The sequence below is a fragment of the Streptomyces sp. NBC_00442 genome (assembly GCF_036014195.1).
Classification (GTDB): Bacteria; Actinomycetota; Actinomycetes; order Streptomycetales; family Streptomycetaceae; genus Streptomyces.
Genome location: NZ_CP107918.1, coordinates 4,824,076 through 4,846,265 on the forward strand (window position 1 = coordinate 4,824,076; position 22,190 = coordinate 4,846,265).

24 protein-coding genes, 1 tRNA gene and 1 riboswitch are annotated in these 22,190 nt (G+C 70.9%); of the genes, 17 read left to right on the top strand and 8 right to left on the bottom strand.

Going from position 1 to position 22,190, the window contains the following annotated elements; all coding sequences use genetic code 11:
- The first annotated feature begins 31 nt into the window (after positions 1-31).
- Entirely contained in the window at positions 32-634 is a 603-nt protein-coding gene (rdgB, locus tag OG432_RS21525; RefSeq protein WP_328312588.1) for an RdgB/HAM1 family non-canonical purine NTP pyrophosphatase, read from the top strand.
- Positions 635-678: 44 nt separating this feature from the next.
- Here the strand turns inward: rdgB and OG432_RS21530 are convergent.
- The 4 genes from OG432_RS21530 to bcp form a co-directional block, all read right to left on the bottom strand.
- Positions 679-763 (bottom strand) — tRNA-Leu (locus OG432_RS21530).
- A 49-nt stretch (positions 764-812) separates the two neighbouring features.
- Positions 813-1,475 carry an HNH endonuclease signature motif containing protein gene (locus OG432_RS21535; protein ID WP_328312589.1) on the bottom strand — a complete coding sequence of 221 codons (663 nt, stop codon included), beginning with the start codon at positions 1,473-1,475 and terminating at the stop codon, positions 813-815.
- Positions 1,472-2,119, bottom strand: coding sequence for an HNH endonuclease signature motif containing protein (locus OG432_RS21540; protein WP_328312590.1), 648 nt, complete (start codon positions 2,117-2,119; stop codon positions 1,472-1,474). Before OG432_RS21540 ends, OG432_RS21535 begins: the two co-directional genes overlap by 4 nt.
- Before the next feature lie 171 nt (positions 2,120-2,290).
- Entirely contained in the window at positions 2,291-2,758 is a 468-nt protein-coding gene (gene bcp, locus OG432_RS21545) for a thioredoxin-dependent thiol peroxidase (protein ID WP_328312591.1), read from the bottom strand.
- A 135-nt stretch (positions 2,759-2,893) separates the two neighbouring features.
- On the opposite strand from bcp, the gene OG432_RS21550 reads away from it, so the two are divergent.
- From OG432_RS21550 to OG432_RS21560, 3 genes are all read left to right on the top strand, one after another.
- On the top strand, positions 2,894-3,214 hold the full coding sequence (locus tag OG432_RS21550; RefSeq protein ID WP_328312592.1) for a DUF3618 domain-containing protein: 321 nt from the start codon (positions 2,894-2,896) through the stop codon (positions 3,212-3,214).
- A 54-nt stretch (positions 3,215-3,268) separates the two neighbouring features.
- Positions 3,269-3,601: a GroES family chaperonin gene (locus OG432_RS21555; RefSeq protein ID WP_114036654.1), complete on the top strand. Its 333-nt coding sequence runs from the start codon at positions 3,269-3,271 to the stop codon at positions 3,599-3,601.
- A gap of 85 nt (positions 3,602-3,686) precedes the next feature.
- A riboswitch (guanidine-III (ykkC-III) riboswitch) is annotated at positions 3,687-3,757 on the top strand.
- Between the two features lie 34 nt (positions 3,758-3,791).
- Positions 3,792-4,112 carry a DMT family transporter gene (locus OG432_RS21560; protein ID WP_328312593.1) on the top strand — a complete coding sequence of 107 codons (321 nt, stop codon included), beginning with the start codon at positions 3,792-3,794 and terminating at the stop codon, positions 4,110-4,112.
- Between the two features lie 115 nt (positions 4,113-4,227).
- Here OG432_RS21560 and OG432_RS21565 read toward each other — a convergent pair whose 3' ends face one another.
- Complete coding sequence (locus OG432_RS21565) at positions 4,228-5,349, bottom strand: epoxide hydrolase family protein (protein WP_328312594.1); 1,122 nt, start codon at positions 5,347-5,349, stop codon at positions 4,228-4,230.
- Positions 5,350-5,667: 318 nt separating this feature from the next.
- Entirely contained in the window at positions 5,668-8,289 is a 2,622-nt protein-coding gene (locus OG432_RS21570; RefSeq protein ID WP_328312595.1) for a transglycosylase domain-containing protein, read from the bottom strand.
- A gap of 280 nt (positions 8,290-8,569) precedes the next feature.
- Between OG432_RS21570 and OG432_RS21575 the strand changes: the two genes are divergently transcribed.
- The 5 genes from OG432_RS21575 to OG432_RS21595 all read left to right on the top strand — a co-directional run bounded on the left by OG432_RS21575 (position 8,570) and on the right by OG432_RS21595 (position 13,810).
- The gene (locus tag OG432_RS21575) at positions 8,570-9,370 is read left to right on the top strand and encodes an ABC transporter permease (protein ID WP_328312596.1); all 801 of its coding nucleotides are present in this window, start codon (positions 8,570-8,572) and stop codon (positions 9,368-9,370) included.
- A gap of 193 nt (positions 9,371-9,563) precedes the next feature.
- The gene (locus OG432_RS21580; protein WP_328315188.1) at positions 9,564-10,388 is read left to right on the top strand and encodes an ABC transporter permease; all 825 of its coding nucleotides are present in this window, start codon (positions 9,564-9,566) and stop codon (positions 10,386-10,388) included.
- A gap of 80 nt (positions 10,389-10,468) precedes the next feature.
- Positions 10,469-11,575, top strand: coding sequence for an ABC transporter ATP-binding protein (locus OG432_RS21585; protein WP_328312597.1), 1,107 nt, complete (start codon positions 10,469-10,471; stop codon positions 11,573-11,575).
- A 43-nt stretch (positions 11,576-11,618) separates the two neighbouring features.
- Complete coding sequence (locus OG432_RS21590) at positions 11,619-12,290, top strand: DUF1707 SHOCT-like domain-containing protein (RefSeq protein WP_328315189.1); 672 nt, start codon at positions 11,619-11,621, stop codon at positions 12,288-12,290.
- Positions 12,291-12,469: 179 nt separating this feature from the next.
- Positions 12,470-13,810 (top strand): DUF445 domain-containing protein, encoded by a 1,341-nt coding sequence (locus OG432_RS21595; protein WP_328312598.1) that lies wholly within the window; start codon positions 12,470-12,472, stop codon positions 13,808-13,810.
- Positions 13,811-14,162: 352 nt separating this feature from the next.
- Here OG432_RS21595 and OG432_RS21600 read toward each other — a convergent pair whose 3' ends face one another.
- Complete coding sequence (locus OG432_RS21600; RefSeq protein WP_328312599.1) at positions 14,163-14,468, bottom strand: hypothetical protein; 306 nt, start codon at positions 14,466-14,468, stop codon at positions 14,163-14,165.
- A gap of 187 nt (positions 14,469-14,655) precedes the next feature.
- Between OG432_RS21600 and OG432_RS21605 the strand changes: the two genes are divergently transcribed.
- The gene (locus tag OG432_RS21605) at positions 14,656-15,762 is read left to right on the top strand and encodes an MrcB family domain-containing protein (RefSeq protein ID WP_328312600.1); all 1,107 of its coding nucleotides are present in this window, start codon (positions 14,656-14,658) and stop codon (positions 15,760-15,762) included.
- Positions 15,763-15,819: 57 nt separating this feature from the next.
- On the opposite strand, the gene OG432_RS21610 is transcribed toward OG432_RS21605, so the two are convergent.
- A complete protein-coding gene (locus OG432_RS21610; protein WP_328312601.1) occupies positions 15,820-16,842 on the bottom strand; it encodes an SEC-C domain-containing protein in 1,023 nt (340 codons plus the stop codon).
- A 128-nt stretch (positions 16,843-16,970) separates the two neighbouring features.
- On the opposite strand from OG432_RS21610, the gene OG432_RS21615 reads away from it, so the two are divergent.
- From OG432_RS21615 to OG432_RS21645, 7 genes are all read left to right on the top strand, one after another.
- A complete protein-coding gene (locus OG432_RS21615; protein WP_328315190.1) occupies positions 16,971-17,771 on the top strand; it encodes a class E sortase in 801 nt (266 codons plus the stop codon).
- A gap of 9 nt (positions 17,772-17,780) precedes the next feature.
- Positions 17,781-17,993, top strand: coding sequence for a DUF3311 domain-containing protein (locus tag OG432_RS21620; RefSeq protein ID WP_328312602.1), 213 nt, complete (start codon positions 17,781-17,783; stop codon positions 17,991-17,993).
- Positions 17,990-19,504 (top strand): sodium:solute symporter family protein, encoded by a 1,515-nt coding sequence (locus OG432_RS21625; RefSeq protein ID WP_328312603.1) that lies wholly within the window; start codon positions 17,990-17,992, stop codon positions 19,502-19,504. The genes OG432_RS21620 and OG432_RS21625 overlap by 4 nt, the downstream gene beginning before the upstream one ends.
- 73 nt (positions 19,505-19,577) lie before the next feature.
- Positions 19,578-19,784: a hypothetical protein gene (locus OG432_RS21630; protein WP_328312604.1), complete on the top strand. Its 207-nt coding sequence runs from the start codon at positions 19,578-19,580 to the stop codon at positions 19,782-19,784.
- A 58-nt stretch (positions 19,785-19,842) separates the two neighbouring features.
- Entirely contained in the window at positions 19,843-20,166 is a 324-nt protein-coding gene (locus OG432_RS21635) for a DUF6412 domain-containing protein (protein WP_328312605.1), read from the top strand.
- A gap of 117 nt (positions 20,167-20,283) precedes the next feature.
- Entirely contained in the window at positions 20,284-21,051 is a 768-nt protein-coding gene (locus OG432_RS21640) for a YidC/Oxa1 family membrane protein insertase (protein ID WP_328312606.1), read from the top strand.
- Between the two features lie 156 nt (positions 21,052-21,207).
- Complete coding sequence (locus OG432_RS21645) at positions 21,208-22,065, top strand: fumarylacetoacetate hydrolase family protein (RefSeq protein ID WP_328312607.1); 858 nt, start codon at positions 21,208-21,210, stop codon at positions 22,063-22,065.
- The last annotated feature ends 125 nt before the right edge of the window (positions 22,066-22,190 follow it).

Sequence of the window (22,190 nt, forward strand, 5' to 3'; positions counted from 1 at the left end):
GAGCCGGGGGCGGGCCCCGATACTGGTGGACATGACCCGCCTGATCCTCGCCACCCGCAACGCCGGCAAAGTCACCGAACTCCACGCCATCCTCGCCGCCGCAGGCCTGCCCCACGAACTCGTGGGCGCCGACGCCTACCCCGAGATCCCCGACGTCAAGGAAACCGGCGTCACCTTCGCCGAGAACGCCCTCCTCAAGGCCCACGCCCTCGCCCAGGCCACCGGCCTGCCCGCCGTCGCCGACGACTCCGGCCTCTGCGTCGACGTCCTCAACGGAGCCCCCGGCATCTTCTCCGCCCGCTGGTCCGGCACCCACGGCGACGACAGGGCCAACCTCGACCTCCTGCTCGCCCAGCTCTCCGACATCGCCGACGAACACCGCGCCGCCCACTTCGCCTGCGCCGCCGCCCTCGCCCTGCCCGACGGCACGGAACGCGTCGTGGAAGGCCGCCTCCTCGGCACCCTGCGCCACAGCCCCGCCGGCACGGGCGGCTTCGGCTACGACCCGATCCTCCAGCCGGACGGCGAGACCCGCACGTGCGCGGAGCTGACGGCGGACGAGAAGAACGCGATCAGCCACCGCGGGCAGGCGTTCCGGGCGCTGGTGCCGGTGGTGCGGGAGCTGGTGGGCTGAGGCAGCGTAAAGGGCGCCCCGTGACCGGGGCGCCCTTACGTGGGTGCGGCCGATGGGATTCGAACCCACATGGGCGAAAACGCCCAGAGGCACCTAAAACCTCCGCTTATACCATTCAGCAACGGCCGCCAGCCGCCTGCCATGGTACTGGCAAGCAGCTGTTCCGGCGCAGGAGTTCCTAGCGGGCTCCTCGGTGTTCCCCTCCTCGGCACCAGGTGCTGGTGATCGCGTGGCAGTTGGGGCAGAGCAGCCGCAGGTTCTCGCGCCGGTCGTCGCTCCAGTCGCCGTTGATGTGGTCGACCTCCAGGGTCATGGGCCTGCCCAGCCACTCGGGCCCCGTACCGCACTCGTCGCACCGTTCGGGGACGCCGACCTCGCGTAGTGCCTGTCGCAGATGGACGGTCCTGGTGCGACGCGTGCTGCTGTGCCTCGCCAGCACGCCCTCGCCTCTCCCCGGAATGGGCCGCGGCTTGCCGCGTTGGTGGGCCTGTCCGAGAAAGTGTTCCGTGGAGAGGGCTTCTTCGGCTATCCACTTGCGCAGGGCCGTCCGCTCACTCGTACGGTCCGGTCTGCCGAGGCGCCGAAGCACATCAGCGATCGAGACCGATGCGGCCACGGCGCTGCGAAGCTCCGTACTGCGGGGGCGAGGGCTCGTCCGCCGGTGGCTGCGCCGCCGAAAGTGCGAGACGTCGATGCCATAGTGCGCGAAGCGCTTGAACAAGTAGCGGCGCAGATGCCCGGCGGGCGGAGCGCCGAAGAACGCGACGACCTCGTCGATGTCCTTACAGGCCTGTGCCGCCTCCACGAGCCGTGCACGTGTGTACCGCGAGGTCGAGCTCACCGCGCCCCCGCTTTCCCGGCCTTGCCTCGACCGCGGTAACTGTCCGTTGTGGAATGGCAGTTGGGGCAGAGGAGCCGCAGGTTTTCGATGCGGTTGTTCCGCCAGTCCCCGTCGATGTGATCGACTTCGAGCGGGAGTGGCTTGCCTCGCCAGGCCGGTTCGGTGCCGCACATGGCGCAGAGTTCGGTCGTGCCCAGGATTGCCATCGCGCGCTTAAGCCGGTCGCTCGGTATCCGTCGCGCCGTGGCCGGTTCTTGCTCGACGAGCAGCGTTTCGGGTGCTCGCCGCCGCGTTTCCCCGGCTCGCGAGGGAGGCCGGAAGTGCGAAGTGTCGATCCCGTACGCCTTGACGCGCCGAGTGATGTGCGTGTGATGGCCGCCGACTACTTCGAGGCCCAGCCGGCGCAGTACCTCGCACATGTTCGTCGAGTTCGCGACCACCGGCTCAAGGACCTCCCGCGTCCAGCGGGCCCCCTCCCGCTCGAAGTGCGCGACGTCGATGCCCAGCCTCCGCATGCGCTCGCGTATGTACCGCCGCGATCCCCCCTTGGGGTCGACCCCCAGCTTGGCCAGCGCCTCCGACAGGGTGCGGGAAGAGCCGGCCGCCTCGGCCAGCCTCTCCCCGGTGTACGGGCTCGTGCCCACGATCCCTCCGTCCCGGCCGCACGTTCGCAGCCTCGTACGGAGTAACGAACCGAATAACGGACAGTCACACCCGAAATGCGGAAAGCCCCATCCCGCTTCCCCGTCGGGCGGGGCTGTGCAAGGGCGGGGCGGGGCGGGGCGCTGTGCAGGGCGGGGCCGCCCCGCCCGGGGTCAGACGCCCAGGTCCTTGATGATCTTGGCTACGTGGCCCGTGGCCTTCACGTTGTACAGGGCGCGCTCCACCTTGCCGTCCTCGTCCACGACCACCGTCGAGCGGATGACCCCGGTCACCGTCTTGCCGTACAGCTTCTTCTCGCCGTACGCCCCGTACGCCTCCAGGACCTCCTTCGACGGGTCGCCGACCAGCGTGACCTCGAGGGACTCCTTCTCGCGGAACTTCGCCAGCTTCTCCGGCTTGTCGGGGGAGACGCCGATGACGTCGTATCCGGCGCCGGTGAGCAGTTCCAGGTTGTCCGTGAAGTCGCACGCCTGCTTGGTGCAGCCGGGGGTCAGGGCGGCGGGGTAGAAGTACACGATGACCTTGCGGCCCTTGTGGGCGGCGAGCGAGACCTCGTTGCCGTCGGCGTCGGGCAGGGTGAAGGCGGGCGCGGTGTCGCCGGGCTGAAGTCGCTCGCTCATGGGGTTTCCTCCGGGATGGCCGAGGGCGGGGTGTACACCGACAGAGCCTAATGGGGGCCTGTGACAGTGCATGGGCGGCGGAGCTGACAGACTGTGGAGGACGGATGACCCCATACGACCACCGGAGGCGGCGCAGTGTCGGAAGCCAGGACCCCTGCGCAGATCGAGGCGGACATCAGGAGCCGGCGGGACCAGCTCGCGGTGACGCTCGACGAGATCGGGGTGCGGTTGCACCCGTCCACGATCGTCGGCGACGCGAAGGCGCGGCTCGCCTCGACCGTGGACCACACCGCGGGACGTGCGTACGTCGCGGTGAACCGCGCGGTGAGTGATGTGAAGGCGCAGTTCGTGTCCGAGGACGGGGCGCCCCGCGTGGAGCGCATCGTGCCGGTCGCGCTCGTCGTGGTCGGACTGGTGGGGCTGTTCGCCCTGTCGGCGAAGAAGCGGCGTTCCTGAGCGTGCCCGACCCTTCGGCGTACGCCCGGCGCGTGTGCGGGTAGGTTCGTCGTCGTGAGCGAGAACACCCACGACAAGCTGCCCATCCGGATGTTGCACGACCGTGTGCTCGTCCGGTCAGACACCCCTGAGGGCGAGCGGCGTTCGGGCGGCGGCATCCTCATTCCGGCGACCGCCGCCGTCGGCAAGCGGCTCGCCTGGGCCGAGGTGGTCGCGGTCGGCCAGAACGTGCGCACGGTGGAGCCGGGCGACCGGGTCCTGTACGACCCCGAGGACCGGGCGGAGGTCGAGGTGCGGGGCGTGGCGTACGTCCTGATGCGGGAGCGCGATCTGCACGCGGTGGCGTCCGAGCGGGTTTCGGTGGACGCGACCGGGCTGTATCTGTAGCCGGCCGGGGCTGAATCCGTAGCGGCGCGCGGCCCTGCCGCCGGGGCTCGCGCGAGGGCTGGTGACCGCGGTCACCAGCCCTTTCGCCTGCCCTTTGCTACGGTGGTGGGACCCCGACGAGACGCGTCGTACCGGGTCAGGACAAGACGACGCACCCGCTCAGTTCCTCACGCGTCTCGGAGGTGCCGTCATGGCATGGGTTCTGCTAGTTGTCGCCGGTCTGCTCGAAGTGGGCTGGTCGATCGGGATGAAGTACACCGACGGCTTCACGCGTCCGGTGCCCAGTGTGCTCACCGGCCTCGGGATCGTCGCTTCCATGGTGCTGTTGTCGCAGGCCGCCAAGACGCTGCCGATCGGTACGGCGTACGGCGTGTGGGTGGGGATCGGTGCCGCCGGTGCGGCGGTGCTCGGCATGGTGGTGCTTGGCGAGCCGGCCACGGCGGCCCGGATCTTCTTCGTCTGTCTGCTTCTCGTCGCGGTGGTGGGCCTGAAGGCGACGAGCGGCCACTGAAGGCCGTTGCCGGAGCCCGTGTGTCGGGCATTTCCCTTGTGCGGGTGGGGTGTTGCCCCTGGGGACGCGCTCCCCAGGGGGTGGCGCGGACGGTCAGCGGGAGTGGCGCGGACAGTCAGCGGAACAGGCGGAAGAACCCGCGCACCTGCTCGACCAGCGACTCCGGCTGCTCCAGCGCGGCGAAGTGGCCGCCGTGCGGCAGTTCCTCGAACCAGCGCAGGTCGGTGAACCGCCGCTCGGCCTCCCGCCTCGACGGGCGGGTGATGTCGCGCGGGTAGACGGAAAGACCGGACGGGGCGGTCACCTTGTCCCGGAAGGTGGCGAAGCTCTCCCAGTACAGGCGCGCCGACGACGTGGCCGACGCGGTGAACCAATAGACGGAGATCTCGTCGAGGATCGTCTGCCGCGACAACGCGTCCTCGAGACGGCCGTCGTTGTCGGTCCACGCCCAGTACTTCTCGGCGATCCAGGCGGCCTGCCCCGCCGGGGAGTCGGTGAGGCCGTAGCCGAGCGTCTGTGGCCGGGTCGCCTGGATCGCCGAGTACCCCCGGCCGGTGCGCCGCATCTCCCTCTCCGCCTCAAGATGGGCCAGCTCCGCGGGCGTCGGGTCGTCGAACGTGCCTGCCGGTACGGATCCCAGGTTCAGATGCACTGCGGCGACCCGCTCGGGCGCCACCTCGCCCAGTGCCCCGGACACCGCCGAACCCCAGTCACCGCCCTGCGCGCCGTAGCGTTCGTAGCCCAGCGAGACCATCAACGTGTCCCAGGCGCGTGCGGTGCGCGTGGTGCCCCAGCCGGTCGTCGACGGCTTGTCGCTCCAGCCGTACCCGGGCAACGACGGCGCGACCACGTGGAACGCGTCCGCCGGGTCACCGCCGTGCGCGCGCGGGTCGGTGAGCGGGCCGAGGACCTCAAGGAACTCGAGCACCGAACCCGGCCACCCGTGCGTCAGCACGAGCGGGAACGCGTCCGGCTCCGGCGAGCGGACGTGCAGGAAGTGGATGCCCAGCCCGTCGATCGTGTCGCGGTACTGGGGGAACGCGTTCAGCCGCTCGGCGAACCCGAAGTCGTAGTCCTCGGCCCAGCTGCGGCACAGCTCCTGCGCGTACGCCAGCGGCAAACCCTGTGACCAGTCGTCCACGGGCTCGCGCTCGGGCCACCGTGTCCGTCGCAATCGTTCACGCAGGTCCGCGATCTCGGCTTCGGTGATGCCGACCTCGAACGGTTCGGCGGGCATGGCGGGGCTCCTTACTGGTCGGGTCCGCGTCGTCCTCCTGCCGGACATGGCGTGACATGCTAAAGGGTCTGCGCCGAAGCCGCGTCACCCTGGCCCTGCGCCACGAGGACGGCCGCTGGTGGACCGCCCGCGCACACCGGGCCGGCGTCGCGGCCTACCGGAGTCGGCGCAGCCCGCGTCGAGCGCCGGTACCTGACCCCGCCAGCCCCACCGGGCCGGCTGCTCCCGAGGGCAGAGGCCTGATCCCCTTCGGGACGGTGACGGCGCAGTGGCTCGTTCCTCCGCCACCGCGACGCCCGTCCGTGCGGACCCCCGTTGTCACGGGCGGGTCGGGCTCCACGGGGTGCGGGGGCCCGGGGGCCGTTCGGCCGCGCCCGCCGTGGTGCCGCCGGCTCCGTCGGTCGTGCCGCCTTCGATGCCGCCGTTGTCGGTGCCTCCGGTGGCGCCGCCGTCGGTGGCACCACCCTGGGTCTGGCCTTGGTTCTGCCCCTGTGTCTGCCCCTGGTTCTGGCCGCCGTCGACTGCGCCTCCGTTGTCGGCGCCGCCCTGTGCCCCCTGGGACTGGCCCTGGGACTGGCCCTGGTTCTGCCCCTGGGTCTGGCCTTGGGTCTGGCCTTGGCTCTGCCCCTGGTTCTGGCCCTGGGTCCTGCCCTGTGTCTGTCCCTGCGTCTGCCCCTGGTCGCGGCCACCGGTGCGGCCCTGGTCCTGCCCCTGCGTCTGGCCCTGGTCCTGGCCCTGGTTCTGCCCCTGGTTGGTGCCGGGGGTCGGGGACTGGAACGGGTCCGGCGGGGACGGCGGTTCGACCGGGATGTTCGCGCCGTCCTGGAGTTCGAGGTCGAAGTCCTTGACCTCGCTGCCCTGGAGGGCGCCCTTGGTGTACTGGGCCCAGATCTGCGCGGGCGGTCCGCCGCCGTTCATCCGGGGCAGGCCGAGCGCCCCGTACAGCGGCTGCTGGACGGCCGTATCGGGGTCGGCGCCCATGACGGCGACGACGGTGGCCAGGTCGGGGGTGTAGCCCGCGAACCAGGCCGCCTTGTCCTGCTCGGCGGTGCCGGTCTTGCCGGCGGCGGGCCGCCCGGAGGCCTGCGCGGCGGTGCCGGTGCCGCCGTCGACGACGCTCTGCAGCATCGACGTCGTCGTGTCGGCGGCCTCACGGCTGACGGCCTGTTCGGTGTCCTGGGAGGGCAGCTCGGTCGTCTCGCCGTCCTTGGTGACCGATTCGACCATCGTGTACGTGCCGTGTCTGCCGTGTCCGGCGAGCGTCGCGTACGCCTGTGTCATGTCGAGCACGCTCGCCGTGGCCGGGCCGAGCGCGATCGAGGGGGAGGCCACGAGGTCGGGGGTGGTGGCGGGGATGCCGAGGCCGATCGCGGTCTGCTTGACCTTGTCGGGGCCCACGTCGACGGCCATCTGCGCGTACACCGCGTTGACGGACTTGTCGGTGGCGGTGCGCACGGTGATCTGGCCGTAGGAGACGTCGTCCTCGTTGGCGGGGGCGTAGTAGCCGCCCTTCCAGCCCTGGACGGGGCGCTTGTTGGTGCCGTCGTAGAGGGTGTTGGGGGTGATGACGCGTCCGTCCTGCGTGGTGGAGCCGTTGGCCACCGCCGAAGTGAACACGAACGGCTTGAAGGTGGAGCCGACTTGGAAGTCGCGGCGGGTCGCGTTGTTGACGTACTGCTTGGTGTAGTCGATGCCTCCGTACATCGCGACGACCTTGCCGGTCGCCGGGTCGATGGAGGCGCCGCCCACGCGCACGGTTCGGTCGGCCTTGCGGACGCTGCTGAGCTTGGAGTTGACCTTGTCGTCGACGGCCTTGACGAAGGCGTCCTGCTTGTTCTTCTCGATGGTGGTGGTGATGCGGTAGCCGCCGGTCGCGAGGGTGTTCTCCTCGATGATCTTGTTGCTGGTGAGGTAGTCCTTGACGGCCTCGACGAGATAGCCGCGCTGGCCCGCGAGTCCGGCGCGCGGCTTGACCTTTCCGGGGACGGGGAAGGTGGTCGCGGCCCGTTCGGAGGGGCTGAGCCACTTCTTCTTGACCATGCCGTCGAGCACGTAGTTCCAGCGGGCCAGCGCCCGGGGTTTGTTCTCGGGGTGGGAGATCACGTCGTAGGCGCTGGGGGAGTTGAGCAGCGAGGCGAGGTAGGCGCCCTCGCCGGTGGTGAGCTGCTCGACGTTCTTGCTGTAGTACGCCTGGGAGGCGGCCTGGATGCCGTAGGCGTTGCGGCCGAAGTAGCTGGTGTTCAGGTAACCGGCGAGGATGTCCTCCTTGGTCTCCTCGCGGTTGAGCTTGATCGCGATGAAGAACTCCTTCACCTTGCGGGTGACGGTCTGTTCCTGGCCGAGGTAGTAGTTCTTCACGTACTGCTGGGTGATGGTGGAGCCGCCCTGGGTTCCCTTGCCGTTGAGGGTGTTCCAGGCGGCGCGGACCATGGCCTTGGGGTCGACGGCGCGCTCGGAGTAGAAGTCGCGGTCCTCGGCCGCGAGCACGGCGTGCTGCACGGTCAGCGGGATCTGGGAGAGCTGGACGTTCTCGCGGTTCACCTCGCCGTCGGAGGCGAGCTGGGTGCCGTCGGCGTACAGGAACACGTTGGACTGCGCGGTGGCCACGGCGTTGGCGGGCGGGATCGACACGAGGGCGTAGCCGGCGATGAAGGCGCCGATGATCAGCAGGGCGCAGAGCAGGAAGAGGCCGAGCAGCAGGCGCCAGCGGGGGACGAAGCGGCGCCATCCGGTGCGGCGGGGGCGCTTGCCGTTGCCGCCGGCCGCGGGCACGCCGCCCTGGTGTGCGACCTCGCCGTCGGGTTCACCGTCGGCCGCGGCGGACTCCGGCCCCGTTCCGCTCCCGGAGCCGGCTCCGGCGGGTCCGAGATCCCGGGGCGTCCAGGTCTGCGGCGGCTGGGGTCCGGGGTGCGGTCGCTCCGGCTGCTCGTCGTCGCTCATGTCTCTCCGGCCAGTGCGTCTCGATCGCGTGCGGGGTGCGGGGTGCGGGGTGTGTGCGCGGGGTGTTCCGGTGCGGGGTGCGCGTGCGGGGTGCTGACGGGGCGGTCGGGCTCATTCGACCGATTCAGTTGATTGATGGCGATTCGTCTTATTAAAGCGTTTCGACCGATTCATCGGTAACGACATCCTGCACGCCGGGCCGGGGAAATTCCGTCGCGAGGGGCCGTAGCGCTGGGCTAGGCTCCTGCGCTTCGGTGCCGGCGCGGGGAAGGGGGCGTACGTGCGGCTGTATCTGGTCGTGGCCCGGGGCGGGTTCCGGCGCTATACGACCTACCGGGTCGCCACCGCGGCCGGGGTCTTCACCAACACGGTTTTCGGCGTCATCGTGGCGTACACCTATATAGCCCTGTGGGAGCAGCGCCCTCACCTCGGTGGCTACGACCAGTCCCAGGCGCTCACCTATGTGTGGGTCAGCCAGGCCCTGCTGATGACGGTGAACATGTTCGGCGGCGGCTTCGCGGACGAGCTCGTGGAACGCATCCGTACGGGTGACATCGCGATCGACCTCTACCGGCCGGCCGACCTCCAGCTGTGGTGGCTATCGGCCGACCTGGGCCGGGCGCTCTTCCACTTCCTGGGGCGCGGGGCGATCCCGCTCGCCTTCGGCGCGCTCGTCTTCGACCTCGCGCTGCCCGCCGACGCGGCGACCTGGCTCGCCTTCCTCGTCGCGGTCCTGTTCGGCGTGGTGGTGAGCTTCGCGCTCCGCTTCCTGGTCGCGCTCTCGGCGTTCTGGCTGCTGGACGGCGCGGGCGTCTCCTCGCTCGTCTCCATCGCCGGGCTGTTCTTCTCCGGGATGCTGCTGCCGCTCAACGCCTTCCCCGGCCTGCTCGGCGAGGTGGCCCGCGCGCTGCCGTGGTCCTCGCTGCTCCAGATCCCGGCGGACGTTCTGATGGGCCGTCACCGGGGCTGGGGGCTGCTCGGCGCGTACGGCTTCCAGCTCGGCTGGGCCGCGGCCCTGCTCGGCGCGGGCCGGCTGCTCCAGTCCGCGGCGGTGCGGAGGGTGGTGGTGCAGGGTGGGTGAGGCGAGCGAGGAAGCCGGGCGAGGGACGGCGGGCGTGCGGCGCACCGCGCCGGGCGCGGCGGATCCGGTGTCCGTGCCGCCGCCCGGGGCGAGCGCGGCGGGTCGGGTGTCCGTGCCGCCGCCCGGGGCGAGCGCGGCGGGTCGGACGGCGGCCGCGGCCGTGCGGGGGCCCGCGGCGAGCGCGGTGGATCGCATGGTGGCCGCACGGCCGCCCGCGCCGGGCGCGTGGAGTGCGTACCGCATGATCGCCGGGATGTGGATCCGCTCCACCCTCACCTACCGGGCGTCCTTCGCGCTGATGCTGTGCGCGAACTTCCTGGTGACCGCCTTCGACTTCGTCGTGATCGCCCTGATGTTCTCGCAGGTCCGCTCGCTCGGCGGTTACTCCTTCGCCGAAGTGGCGTTCCTGTACGGGACGTCGACGACGGCGTTCGGGCTCACCAACGCCCTCCTCGGCTCCATCGACAAGCTCGGCGCGCGCATCCGGGACGGCACGCTCGACACGCTCCTCGTGCGCCCGGTCCCGGTGCTCGCCCAGGTGGCGGCCGACCGCTTCGGCCTCCAGCGCCTGGGCCGGCTCCTGCAGGGCGTGATGGTCCTGGCCGGCTCGCTCGTCGCCCTCGACGTGCACTGGACCGTCCTGAAAGCGGCCCTGGTCCCGGTGATGCTGCTCAGCGGTACGGCGCTGTTCTGCGCCGTGTTCGTGGCGGGCGCGGCCTTCCAGTTCTGGGCGCAGGACGCGGCGGAGGTGCAGAGCGCGTTCACGTACGGCGGGCAGACCCTGCTCCAGTACCCGCCGACGGTGTTCGCCAAGGACATGGTGCGCGGCGTGACCTTCGTCCTGCCACTGGCCTTCGTCAACTGGCTTCCCGGGCTCTACGTCCTGGGCCGCCCCTACCCGCTCGGCGTCCCGCAGTGGCTCGCCTTCGCACCCCCGCTGGTCGCCGCCGGCTGCCTGGCGCTGGCGGGCCTGGCCTGGCGGACGGGTGTGCGGGCCTACCGCAGCACGGGGAGCTGAGGCGTGGCCGCACCACACCCAGCCGGGCCGGGCTCGCCCGAACCGGCCCCAACTCGTCCCGCTGTGAAGGAGGTTGACCGATGACGGACCAGACGGACCAGACGGGCCAGACGGGCCGCACGGGCCAGACGGGCCGCACGGACCAGACGGGCCAGACGGGCCAGACGGGCCAGACGGGCCGCACGGGCCACACAGGCCGCACGGGCCACACAGGCCGCACGGGCCAGACAGACCTCATCGAGCTCGACGGCGTCGAGAAGGTCTTCGACGTACGGCGCAGAACGGGCCGGCTGCGCCGCGAGAAACGGCAGGTCAGGGCGGTCGACGGGATCAGCTTCCGGGTGCCGCGCGGCGAGGTGGTCGGCTACATCGGGCCCAACGGCGCCGGGAAGTCCACCACCGTCAAAATGCTGACGGGCATCCTGACGCCGAGCGCGGGCAGGCTGCGGGTCGCCGGCCTCGACCCGTCCCGCGAACGCACCAGGCTGGCGCAGCACATCGGCGTCGTCTTCGGCCAGCGCACCACCCTGTGGTGGGACCTGCCGCTGTACGACTCCTACCGCCTCGCCCACCGCATGTACCGGATCCCCGACGCCCGCTTCCGCGAGAACCTCGACCGCTGTGTCGAACTCCTCGACCTGGCAAGCCTGTTGGACGTTCCCGTACGCCAGCTGTCCCTCGGGCAGCGCATGCGCGGCGACATCGCCGCGGCGCTCCTGCACGACCCGGACGTCCTCTACCTCGACGAGCCGACGATCGGCCTCGACGTCATCAGCAAGGCGAAGGTGCGCCAGTTCCTGCGCGACCTGAACGCCGAGCGCGCCACCACCATCCTGCTCACCACCCACGACCTGACCGACATCGAGCAGCTCTGCAAGCGGGTGATGGTCATCGATCACGGGCGTCTGATGTACGACGGGGCGCTCGCCGGGCTCCACGAGGCGGGCGAGAGCGAACGCACCCTGGTGGTCGACCTGGAGCGTGCACTCCCGCCGGTGGAGGTGCCGGGCGCCCGTGTGGTGAAGGTCGAGGGCCCTCGTCAGTGGCTCGCGTTCCCGGCGTCGGCATCGGCCGCGCCGCTGGTGGCGCACATCGCGGCGGCGTACCCGCTGGTGGACCTGTCGGTGCGGGAGCCGGACATCGAGGCCGTGATCGCGCGCATGTACGAGGGTGAGGGCGTTCACTAGTCTTCACGGCATGACGAGTGAACCAACGGGCGGGCTCCCGGAGATGCGCGCTTCGGACGCAGAGCGCGAGCGTGTCGCCGAGTCGTTGAGGGAGGCCGTGGCCGAGGGGCGGCTCGACATGGAGGAGTTCGAGCAGCGCCTGGAGGCGGCCTACACGGCGCGCACGCACGGGGAGTTGGCGCCGCTGGTGCGCGACCTCCCGGTCCCGGGCACGGCCGGGCCGGCCGCGGCGGCGCCCCGCCGGACGCAGGACGACGTCGAGGTCCACTGGCCCTCCCGCATCGGCCACCGGCCCACCTCCAAGGGAGGCTTCGCCTTCTGGGGCGGGTTCGCCCGCAAGGGCAACTGGACGGTGGCCAGGAAGTTCACCGCGTTCGCGATGTGGGGCGGCGGCGACATCGATCTGCGCGAGGCCCGCTTCGAGGACCGCCACACCGTGCTGCGCCTCTTCACGATCATGGGCGGCATCGGCGTGACCGTACCGCCGGAGCTGAACGTCCAGGTCAAGGGATTCGGCCTGATGGGCGGCGTGGGCGGCAGCAAGGCCAACGGCGAGGGCACGCCGGGCTCGCCCGAGGTCACGATCGTGGCGTACGCCCTGATGGGCGGCATCGGGGTGGACCGCAAGATGAGGAAGGCGCGGAAGGAGCGGCTGCGGTTGGAGAAGCGGGGGGAGGGGAGGAGCGACGGGAGGGGCCGCAAGGAGCTGAGCTGACGGGGCGGAACCGGGCTGCCCCGGGCCTTCTCCCTGCCCCCGTACGAGTGGCCTTGGGCACGTACGGCGCCGTACGGGAACTGAACGAGCGGCTCGTCAGTACTTCATGGGGAAGACGTCACTCCATGGAGCCCCCTGGGGAGGACGTCAGGGAGGACGCCAGGCGAACGGTGGAGCGAATGGAACGTAGGGGAACGGGGCCCGAGCGGCCGACCGAGGTGGATGCGGGGGCCGGGGCGACCCGCTCGTCGTCGTCCCCCTTCGCGTACACCGCCGCGGACGAGGAGAAGCGCCGCGGCGTGCGCCGCATGAAGGCCACGGCGACGGGCCTGCTGATCCTGGTCGCGGTGGTCTTCGCCCTCGCGACCTGGGCGGACCGTACGGGGGCGGGCGCCTGGGCGGGCTATGTCGCGGCGGCGGCCGAGGCGGGCATGGTGGGTGCGCTGGCCGACTGGTTCGCGGTCACGGCCCTGTTCCGCCGCCCGCTGGGCCTGCCCATCCCGCACACGGCGATCATCCAGAACAAGAAGGACCAGTTCGGCGCCTCGCTCGGCACGTTCGTCGGCGAGAACTTCCTGTCCGCCGCGGTGGTGCGCACCCGGCTGCACGCGCTCGGCATCGGACGCCGCCTCGGCACCTGGCTCGCGGAGCCCGAACACGCGGACAGGGTCACCTCGGAGCTGGCCACGGCGTTGCGCGGCGCCCTGACGGTGCTCAGGGACGCCGACGTCCAGGCGGTGGTGGGTGAGGCCATCACCCGCAGGGCCGACGCGGCGGAGATCGCGCCGGGTCTGGGTAAGACGCTGGAGCGCATCGTCGCCGACGGCAGCCACCGCAAGGCCGTGGACCTGGTGTGCGTACGGGCCCACGACTGGCTCGTGCTGCACGGGGACTCGGTGATGGACGCGGTGCAGGGCGGCGCCCCCGGCTGGACCCCGCGCTTCGTGGACCGCAAGGTGGGCGAGCGCGTCTACAAGGAGCTGCTGCGCTTCGTGACGGAGATGCGCGACATGCCGGCGCATCCGGCGCGCGGCGCGCTCGACCGCTTCCTGGCGGACTTCGCGACCGACCTCCAGTCGGACACGGAGACCCGGAGCAGGGTGGAGCGCTACAAGTCGGAGGTCCTGGCACGCCCCGAGGTGCAGGACATCATCGCCTCGGCGTGGTCCTCCGTCCGCTCGATGATCATCGCCGCGGCGGAGGACGACCACAGCGAACTGCGCCTGCGCGCGCGGGAGTCCCTCCTCTCCCTGGGCACCCGCCTGACCACGGACCCACGCCTGCAGGACAAGCTGGACGGCTGGCTGGAGGACGCGGCGGCGTACGTGGTGTCGACGTACCGCGCGGAGATCACGTCCCTGATCACGGACACGGTGGCGTCGTGGGACGCGAACGACACGTCCCGCAAAATCGAGGCGAACATCGGCCGCGACCTGCAGTTCATCCGCATCAACGGCACGGTGGTGGGGGCGTTGGCGGGGTTGCTGATCTATACGGTGTCGCACGGGCTGGGCGGGTAGGGCTCCGCCGGGCGGGGCTCTGCCGAGCGGGGCTCGGGGGTTCTGCACGGCGGGGCTCGACCGTGCGGGGGGAGCCGGGCGGGGCTCGGGGGTTCGACCGTGCGGGGGGAGCCGGGCGGGGGCGGGGCCGCGACGTGGCGAGGCTCGGCCGGGCGGGGCTCAGCCGAGTGGGGGCGCGGGGAACTGCGTGAACGGCCCCGGGCCGAGCTCGGGGTTTCGCCGGGCGCACGGCCGGACTGCCTGTCCATGCCGTACGGTCGTGCGCCCGGCCACTGCGGGGAGTTGCCCTTGGATACGGCCCCGGGCCGGCCCGCGTTCAGCGCCGCCGAAATCTCTTTTCCCCGCGCCCTCGCTACTTGGCGGCGTTGCGCGTGACGGCCCAGGAGGCCGCGGCGACGACCCCGGCGACACCGAACACGGAGGGCCAGGCACCGACCTTCTTGGCCAGCGGGTGCGACCCGGCGAACGCGGCGACGTACGCCCCGGTCAGCCCGACGGCGGCCCTGGTCCCGGCGGTCTGCTGCCACTGCCGGGCCGCCACCGCGCCGGCCGCGGCAAGCGCCACCCCGCCAAGCGGCCGCCTCTTGGTCCACCGGGCCACCCCATACCCCCCGACAAGCCCGCCGGTCGCGATCACAGTTGCGGGAACCTTTGCCATGGTTTGCCTCCTGAGGTGTGGGTTTTCTTGAGGCTAGCGCGGGGGCCTTGGGTGCCTTGAAGCGGCCCTGGTCAGTGACGGTGCCGAGGAGCCGCGGAAGTGCCGAGCCGCAGCTCGATGGTCACCAGGGGCCAAGTTCGATCGAATTCGGCCAACGAGTGGTACGGGCGTGAGTTAGGTTCCGACCATGGGGATTCGGGAGCTTCTTCGCGATGTCGCAACCACGTACGACCGATCCGCTGGTTCGCGGAGGGATGTGCCGGGGCAGCGCGTGCTTCGGTCGGTCGCCAAGCGGACTGACCTGGTGCTTCCAGATGGGTTCACCGCGCAGGGCCACGGAGGGCAGACCACTCCTGCGGCGACCCCGTGGATCGGGCTCTTCGATTCCAGAGGCAACAGCGATCCGAAGCAGGGTTTGTACTTGGCGTACATCTTCAGCGCGGACCTCAAGACCGTCGCCCTGACCTTGCAACAAGGCATTACCTCGCTGGAGAAGCGTCTCGGTAAGGGGCAGGCGCGGGAAGCACATCTGCGATGGCACGCCGCGCGGCTCAGGCGAGCGGTGGCGGCTCAGCGGCGACAGGGGTGGGCTGATGAGCCGTCGCTCCGTGATGGTAGTACCAGGCCGAAGGCCTATGAGGCGGCTAGTGTCATCGCGCGTCCCTATGCGACGGATCGGCTGCCTCAGGAAGTCGACCTACAAGGCGATTTGTTGCACGCCGTCGACCTTCTTCGCAGTGCGGAGGTGGCCAACCAGGCATGGTGGATCGCGGATAGTGGCTCGTCGCTAACGGTTGGCTATGACGTGTCCAGCCATGGGTACAACGCTGATCCGTTGGCTGGGTTTAAGCCGAAGGACAGTTCCGACTATCTCGCCAACATCAGATCCAAGCAGCAAGTGAAGCGCCGGAGCCACGAGAAACTCATCGAGGACTTCGCCCTTCACTCCGTTACGTGTGGCTATGCCCCGAGGACGGACGGACAGCATCCCAAGGACCTCGTGCTCTCACGTCATGGAGCGGACGTGACCGACGCGGACGAGTGGTTGGTCGAGGCGAAGGTTGTCCGCAATGGCAACCCGACGGACGCCGTTAGGCAGGCGGTTGGGCAACTCTTCGAGTACAGGCACTTCCTGTATCAAGGGCGGCGTCCGCCCCACCTTGTCGGCCTCTTCTCAGAGGAGATAGGGGTGTATTCGGGTTACCTGGAGCAGCATGGCATCGCCTCTATCTGGCAGACCGATGCGGCCTGGGGTGGCTCGCCCCTCGCTCGTGAGTGGGGCCTCGCGGGCTAACTGGATGCCGCCCAAGCACGGCCGATGACGTGAGGTCACCGGCCGCGACAAAGCGGATCAAGCCGCCCCGTGGCAGTCCCCGTAGTTGACGCCCGAGCCGCACCAGCAGTCCGCTCCGCGGCCCGGGGGCCAGGAGGTGGCTCGGCCTCGGGCGGCGAGGGTGGTGGCGTACTGGGGGAGGAGGTCGGCGTTGGCGGGGGAGGAGGACTCGGAGGCGGCGAAGGCTTCGTAGGAGGGGACGGTCGCCGTCACGATGCCCAGGTTCGGGGTGCCGGCCGCGGCCAGTTCGCGCAGGGAGGCCTCGATGTCCAGCAAGTGGGCCGCGTGGGTGGGGTATTCGGACTGGAGCTCCGGATACGCGGTGAGGAGTTCGTCCAGCTCCGGCTCCGGCCAGTGCAGGACCGCGACCGGGAACGGGCGGGACAGGGCCAGGCGGTAGTGGCCCAACTCGGCGCGCAGACGGGCCAGTTCGGCCTGGAGTTCGGCCGGGTCCTCCGAGCCGAGTGACCACAGGCGCTTGGGGTCGTGGAGTTCGTCCAGGGAGATCGGCGCGGTGTGCAGCTCGTCGGCGAGGGTGTCCCACGTGTCGTGCGGCAGCGCGAGCAGGCGGCGCACCCGGTGGCGGGTGGTCAGCAGGGACTGGGAGCTGTAGGGGAGGGCCGCCGCCTGGTCGATGGTCGCCTCGGCGACGCCGAGCAGTGTCAGGGCCGTGGTCAGGGAGGCGTGGGCCAGGTCCAGCTCGTCGTGGGACTCCAGCGTCTCGGCGACGATGCCCCACGCCGCAGGGTCGAGGGGGGCCGCCGCACGGATGCCGTCGATGATGGCGCGGGCCTCCGGCTCGTGGCCGTACTCCCACAGGTTCGCCGCCTTGAACGCCTTCACCAGATGAGGGTGGTCCATCTTCGTGGACGAGGACAGCAGGCGGTCGTAGAGCGTGGTGGCCCTGGGGCGGTCGCCGGCGAGCTCCAGATGGGCCGCGGCCTGCAGGAGCAGGGGCTCGTGGTCCTCGGGGTACTGCTCCGCGGTGCGCAGCAGACGCTCGGCTTCGGCGGTGTGATCGGCAGGCGTGTCAGGGCGCATGAGGGACACCGTACTGCTGTACGGGGGCGCGGCGGAGGGCGCTTTTGGCCCTGGGGAGTCGACTCCGTCACGTTGCGGGCCTGGTGAGTTGTGGGGGCGGCGCCTACCCTGCGCCCGTGCGCAGACGGATGCGGGTGGTGGTGCGGGGCGGGCGCGGGCGGCGGGCCTGGGCGGCCCGGGGGCTGTGGGCCGGGGCCGAGCTCGCCGTGACCTGCGGGCTCGTCGTCCTGCTGCTCGTCGTGCACCAGCTGTGGTGGACCAACAGGGAGGCCCGCGCCGAGGCCGGGCACACCGTCCACTCCCTGGAGGAGACGTGGGACACCCCGGGAAGGGCCGGGGGCGAAGGGGACACGCGGAGCACGGGCGCCGGGGACGAGCAGGTCTCGGTGGGGGAGGGGGATCCTGCCGCTCCCCGCGCTTCCGGCGACCGCGAGACGGGCGGCGGCGGGAGCGCCAGTGGTACGCGTGCCCCGCGCGGCGACCAGGCGTACGCCGTCGTCCGGATCCCCCGGATCGGCGTCACCGCGCCCATCGCGCAGGGGATCAGCAAGGCCGGGGTCCTCGACAAGGGGTACGTCGGTCACTACGTGCAGAGCGCCCAGCCCGGACAGGAGGGCAACTTCGCGCTCGCCGGGCACCGCAACACCCACGGGGAGCCGTTCCGCTACATCAACAAGCTGCGGCCGGGCGACGAGGTGGTGGTCGAGACGCGGGACACCGTCTACACGTACGTCGTCGATTCCGTGCTGCCCCAGACGTCCGCCCGCGACAGCGGGACCATAGCCGCCGTTCCCCGGAGCGATGTCAAGCCCTCGTACGGGTACAGCGAGGCCGGTCACTACATCACGCTCACCACCTGCACGCCCGAGTTCACCTCCACCTACCGGCTGGTCGTGTGGGGCAAGTTGCGGGCGAGCCGGCCGCGCTAGCGTTCGGGTATGCGCCGTCGTCGATCTCAACTCCTCTGGCTGGGGGTGCCCTATCTGCTGTATCTGGGGGCGCTGCCCTTCGTGAACAAGGTGCGGCCCGTGGTGTTCGGGGTGCCGTTCCTCTTCTTCTGGCTGCTGATCGCGACGCTGGTCACGCCCCTCGCCATCTGGCTGACCTGGCGGGGCGACAAGCGGAGCCGCGCGGCGGGGGGCGAGCGATGAGCAGCGCAGCCGTCGCCACCACCATCTTCGGCGTCTTCATGGTGGGCGCCGTCGCGCTGGGGCTCTTCGCCGTACGGGGCCGAGGGGGTGGGGGCGGCGGCCTCGCCGAATGGTCCGTCGGCGGGCGGAGCCTGGGCACGGTGTTCATCTGGGTGCTGATGGCGGGCGAGAGCTACACGAGCTTCAGCTATCTGGGGGCCGCTGGCTGGGGATACAACTACGGCGCCCCGGTGCTGTACGTGGTCGCCTACATGTCGTGCGGCTACGCCGTGGGCTATGTGGTGGGACCCATGTTGTGGGCCTACGCGAAAAAGCACGGCCTGGTGGGGATCACCGACATGGTGGCCCATCGGTACGGGCGGCCCTGGGTGGGGGCGCTGGTCGCGCTGCTCGCCACCGTCTTCCTGCTGCCGTACATCCAGTTGCAGATCACCGGCATGGGCGTGGTGGTGTCCACCATTTCCTATGGGGCGATCTCCCTCAACTGGGCTTATTTCATCGCCTTCGCGGTCACCACGGGATTCGTGGTCGTCAGCGGGCTGCGCGGCAGCGCGTGGGTGTCGGTGCTCAAGGACGTCCTCGTCATCGCCACCCTGGCCTTCCTCGCGATCTATGTGCCGCTGCACTACTTCGCCGGTTACGGGGACTTCTTCCACCGGATCGTGAGCGAGAAGAGCGACTGGCTCACGTTGCCCGGCCACGGCGGCGCCTTCGGGGAGGCGTGGTTCGCCACCACATCCGTACTCAACTCCCTCACGGTCGTCATCTTCCCGACCACGGTGGCCGGCTACCTCGGGGCCCGCAGCGCCGACGCCCTGCGGCGCAACGCCATGCTGCTGCCCGCCTACAACGTGCTGCTCTTCGTGCCCATGCTGCTCGGGATGGCGGCGGTCTTCGTCGTGCCGGGGCTCGTCGGCGCCGACTCCAACCTCGCGCTCTTCAAGCTGGTCGTCGACTCGCTGCCCGCCTGGACCGTCGGGCTCATCGGGGTGGCCGCGGCCCTGTCGTCCATCGTGCCGATGGCGGTGTTCATGCTGGTCATCGGCACGATGTGGGGGCGCAGCGTGCTCTCGCTCGTGCCCCGGCTGCGGGAGCGGCAGAAAGGCGCGTCGCAGGTCGTGGTGGTCGTCGCGGGCGCCCTCGCGCTGCTCATGACGTACACCGTGCCCAACACGCTCGTACGGCTCTCGCTCATCTCCTACGAAGGGATGGCGCAGCTCCTGCCCATGCTGCTTCTGGGGCTCGTGTGGCGGAAGTTGACGCTGGTGGGCGGGCTCGCCGGGCTGGCGGTCGGGGTCGGGACGGTCTGCGGCTTCGTGTTCACCGACCACGATCCGGTGTGGGGAGTGAACGCCGGGATCGTCGCTCTGGGGCTCAACCTCCTTGTGGCACTTGCCCTTTCCTTCGCCGGGCCGAAGGGGGCGCCGGTGTCGGACGACGTACTGGCCCGCGATCCCATCCATGAGGAGGCGGCGACGGAGGGCGAGGCGGGCGGCGTTCTGCCGGCGTGAGCGCGGCATCAAGATGCGGCCGCACCAGCGGTCCCGAGTCGAGCGCGCCCGGCATCGTGAGGACGCCGGCCGCGTGCGGTACGAAGCCGACGGCCAGCTGGTGGCGCGCGGCGATGCCGAGATGCGGCCCGGCGCGATGCGGCCCGGCGCGATGCGGCCCGGCGCCGGGCTCGGGCCGGCCGAGGACGCGGTGAGCCGCCCACCGCGCGAGCCGAGGCGGCTGCTGGCACCGCTCGGCCTCCGGGCGGGGTGGGTGCTCGGCGTCGTGTATAACGGCTGAAGGTATGGTCGCCGAAAGAAGCGGTTCACGAGTGACCGGGACGAGGGAGGGCAGCGACATGAGCGGCGTCATCGCACGCGGTACGCGCGTTGCCCGGCCCCTGCTGGGTCTCTTCCTCTTCCTGCTCGCCCAGGTCGTCCTCGTCGAGGGCGGCATGCTCTCCGCCGCCGTCGCGCTCGCCGCGACCGCCGCCGCGGGATCCGCGCTCGCCGTCTGCGCCACGCTCGCATCGCGCGCGGTGCCGCACGTGGCGCGCACGAGGGTGCGTACCGCGATCCGCGACCGGGAGCGGCGTACCGCCTTCCTTCCGCAGCGCGATCCGGACGCCTCCGGGCGGCCCCGGCCCCGAGCGCCCGGCCGTCTCGTCCCGACGGCCGCGTAGGGCACCCGTACCCCTCGTACCACCGCCCCCGCCGGCTCGTCACCTCACGCAGAACCGCACGTCACACGCGTGCGCTCACGTGCTCTTTCCTGACGAGACGCCCCGGAGGGCCTCCTCATGTCCAGCTCCCTTTTCAGCGCTTTCGCGAGCCTCGCCGAACACCTCGCCGCCGTACTCGAGCCCGTCTTCCACGGTGCCTCGACGGCCGCCGCGATCGTGCTCTTCACCGCTCTGGTACGTCTGGCCGTGCACCCGCTGTCGCGGCAGGCGGCGCGGGGCCAGAAGGCGCAGGCCAGGCTGAGGCCGCAGATGAACGCGCTGCGCGCGAAGCACGGCAAGGACAGCAAGGCGCTCCAGAAGGCGGTCATGGAGCTGCACGCCGCGGAGAAGGTGTCGCCGCTGTCCGGCTGCCTGCCCGGCCTGCTCCAGATGCCCGCGTTCTTCCTGCTCTACCACCTGTTCTCCAGCACCAGCATCGGCGGGAAGGCGAACGGTCTGCTCGACCACACCCTCTTCCAGGCGCCGCTCGGCGGGCACTGGGCGGACGCGCTCGCGCACGGCGGGGTCTTCGGGGCGCGTGGTCTTGTGTACGTGGTGCTGTTCGCGGTCGTGGCCGCCGTCGCCACCTTCAACTACCGGCGCATGAAGCGGCAGATGGCGGCCACGCCCGTCATGGCGGCCGGCGGGCAGGACGCGGTGCCCGGGATGGCGGCGATGAGCAAGTTCATGCCGCTGCTCTCCTTCGGCACGCTGATCTCCGTCGCCGTGGTGCCGCTTGCCGCCGCGCTCTACCTCGTCACCAGTACGACGTGGACGGCGGTCGAGCGAGCGTTCCTCTACAAGGACATGGTGCCGGCGCCCGCGGCACTGGCGACCGCCGCGTAGCCCCCTCGGACACCGGCGCATAGCACCTCGCGCCCCGGTTACGGTCCAGTTTGTGAACGGGGTCTTGCGGAGTGGACGTCTTCCTTGGAGGATCGGACGATCCTCCGATGGCCGCTACCCATCGGCCGGGCCCCGCTCGACCAAGGGAGACTGACCATGAAGCTGCTGCGCGTAGGCGACGCCGGTGAAGAGCGTCCGGCGCTGCTCGACGCCGACGGGACCCTGCGGGACCTGTCCGGGCTCGTGACGGACATCGACGGCGAGCTGCTCGCCGACGAGTTCGCCCTGGACCGGATACGGGCCGCGGCCGGCAGCGGCGTGCTGCCCGCCCTCGAAGACACCGGTGCGCGCATCGGGCCGCCGGTCGCGCGGATCGGGAAGGTCGTGTGCATCGGGCTGAACTACCACGACCACGCCGAGGAGACGGGCGCGGCCACCCCCGCCGAGCCGGTCATCTTCTTCAAGGCGGCGGACACGGTGGTCGGGCCGGACGACACGGTGCTCGTGCCGCGCAAGTCGGTCAAGACCGACTGGGAGGTCGAGCTCGCCATCGTCATCGGGCGCACCGCGCGGTACGTGGGCGACGACGAGGACCCGATGGCGTACGTCGCCGGGTACGCGGTGTCGCACGACGTGTCCGAGCGCGAGTTCCAGATCGAGCGCGGCGGCACGTGGGACAAGGGCAAGAACTGCGAGACGTTCAACCCGCTCGGGCCGTGGCTGGTCACCCGGGACGAGGTGCCCGACCCGCAGGCGCTCTCGCTGAAGCTCTGGGTCAACGGGGAGCTCAAGCAGGACGGCACGACGGCTCAGCAGATCTTCCCCGTCGCGGAGGTCGTGCGGTACGTCAGCCAGTTCATGGCGCTGTACCCGGGTGACGTCATCAACACGGGTACGCCGGCGGGCGTGGCCATGGGGCAGCCGGAGCCCAAGCCGTATCTGCGGGCGGGGGATGTCGTGGAGCTCGAAGTTTCCGGGCTGGGGCGGCAGCGGCAGGTGCTCAAGGACGCGTAGCGCTTCCAGCGGGGGTGGGGGTGGCGGTGGGGGGTGCGGGCTTGGGCCTGCGGCCCTTGCCCGCCGGCCCGCCCGTGCGGCGGGGCCAGGGGGCTTGGCCGCCTGTGGGTGGTTGCGGTTTCGGT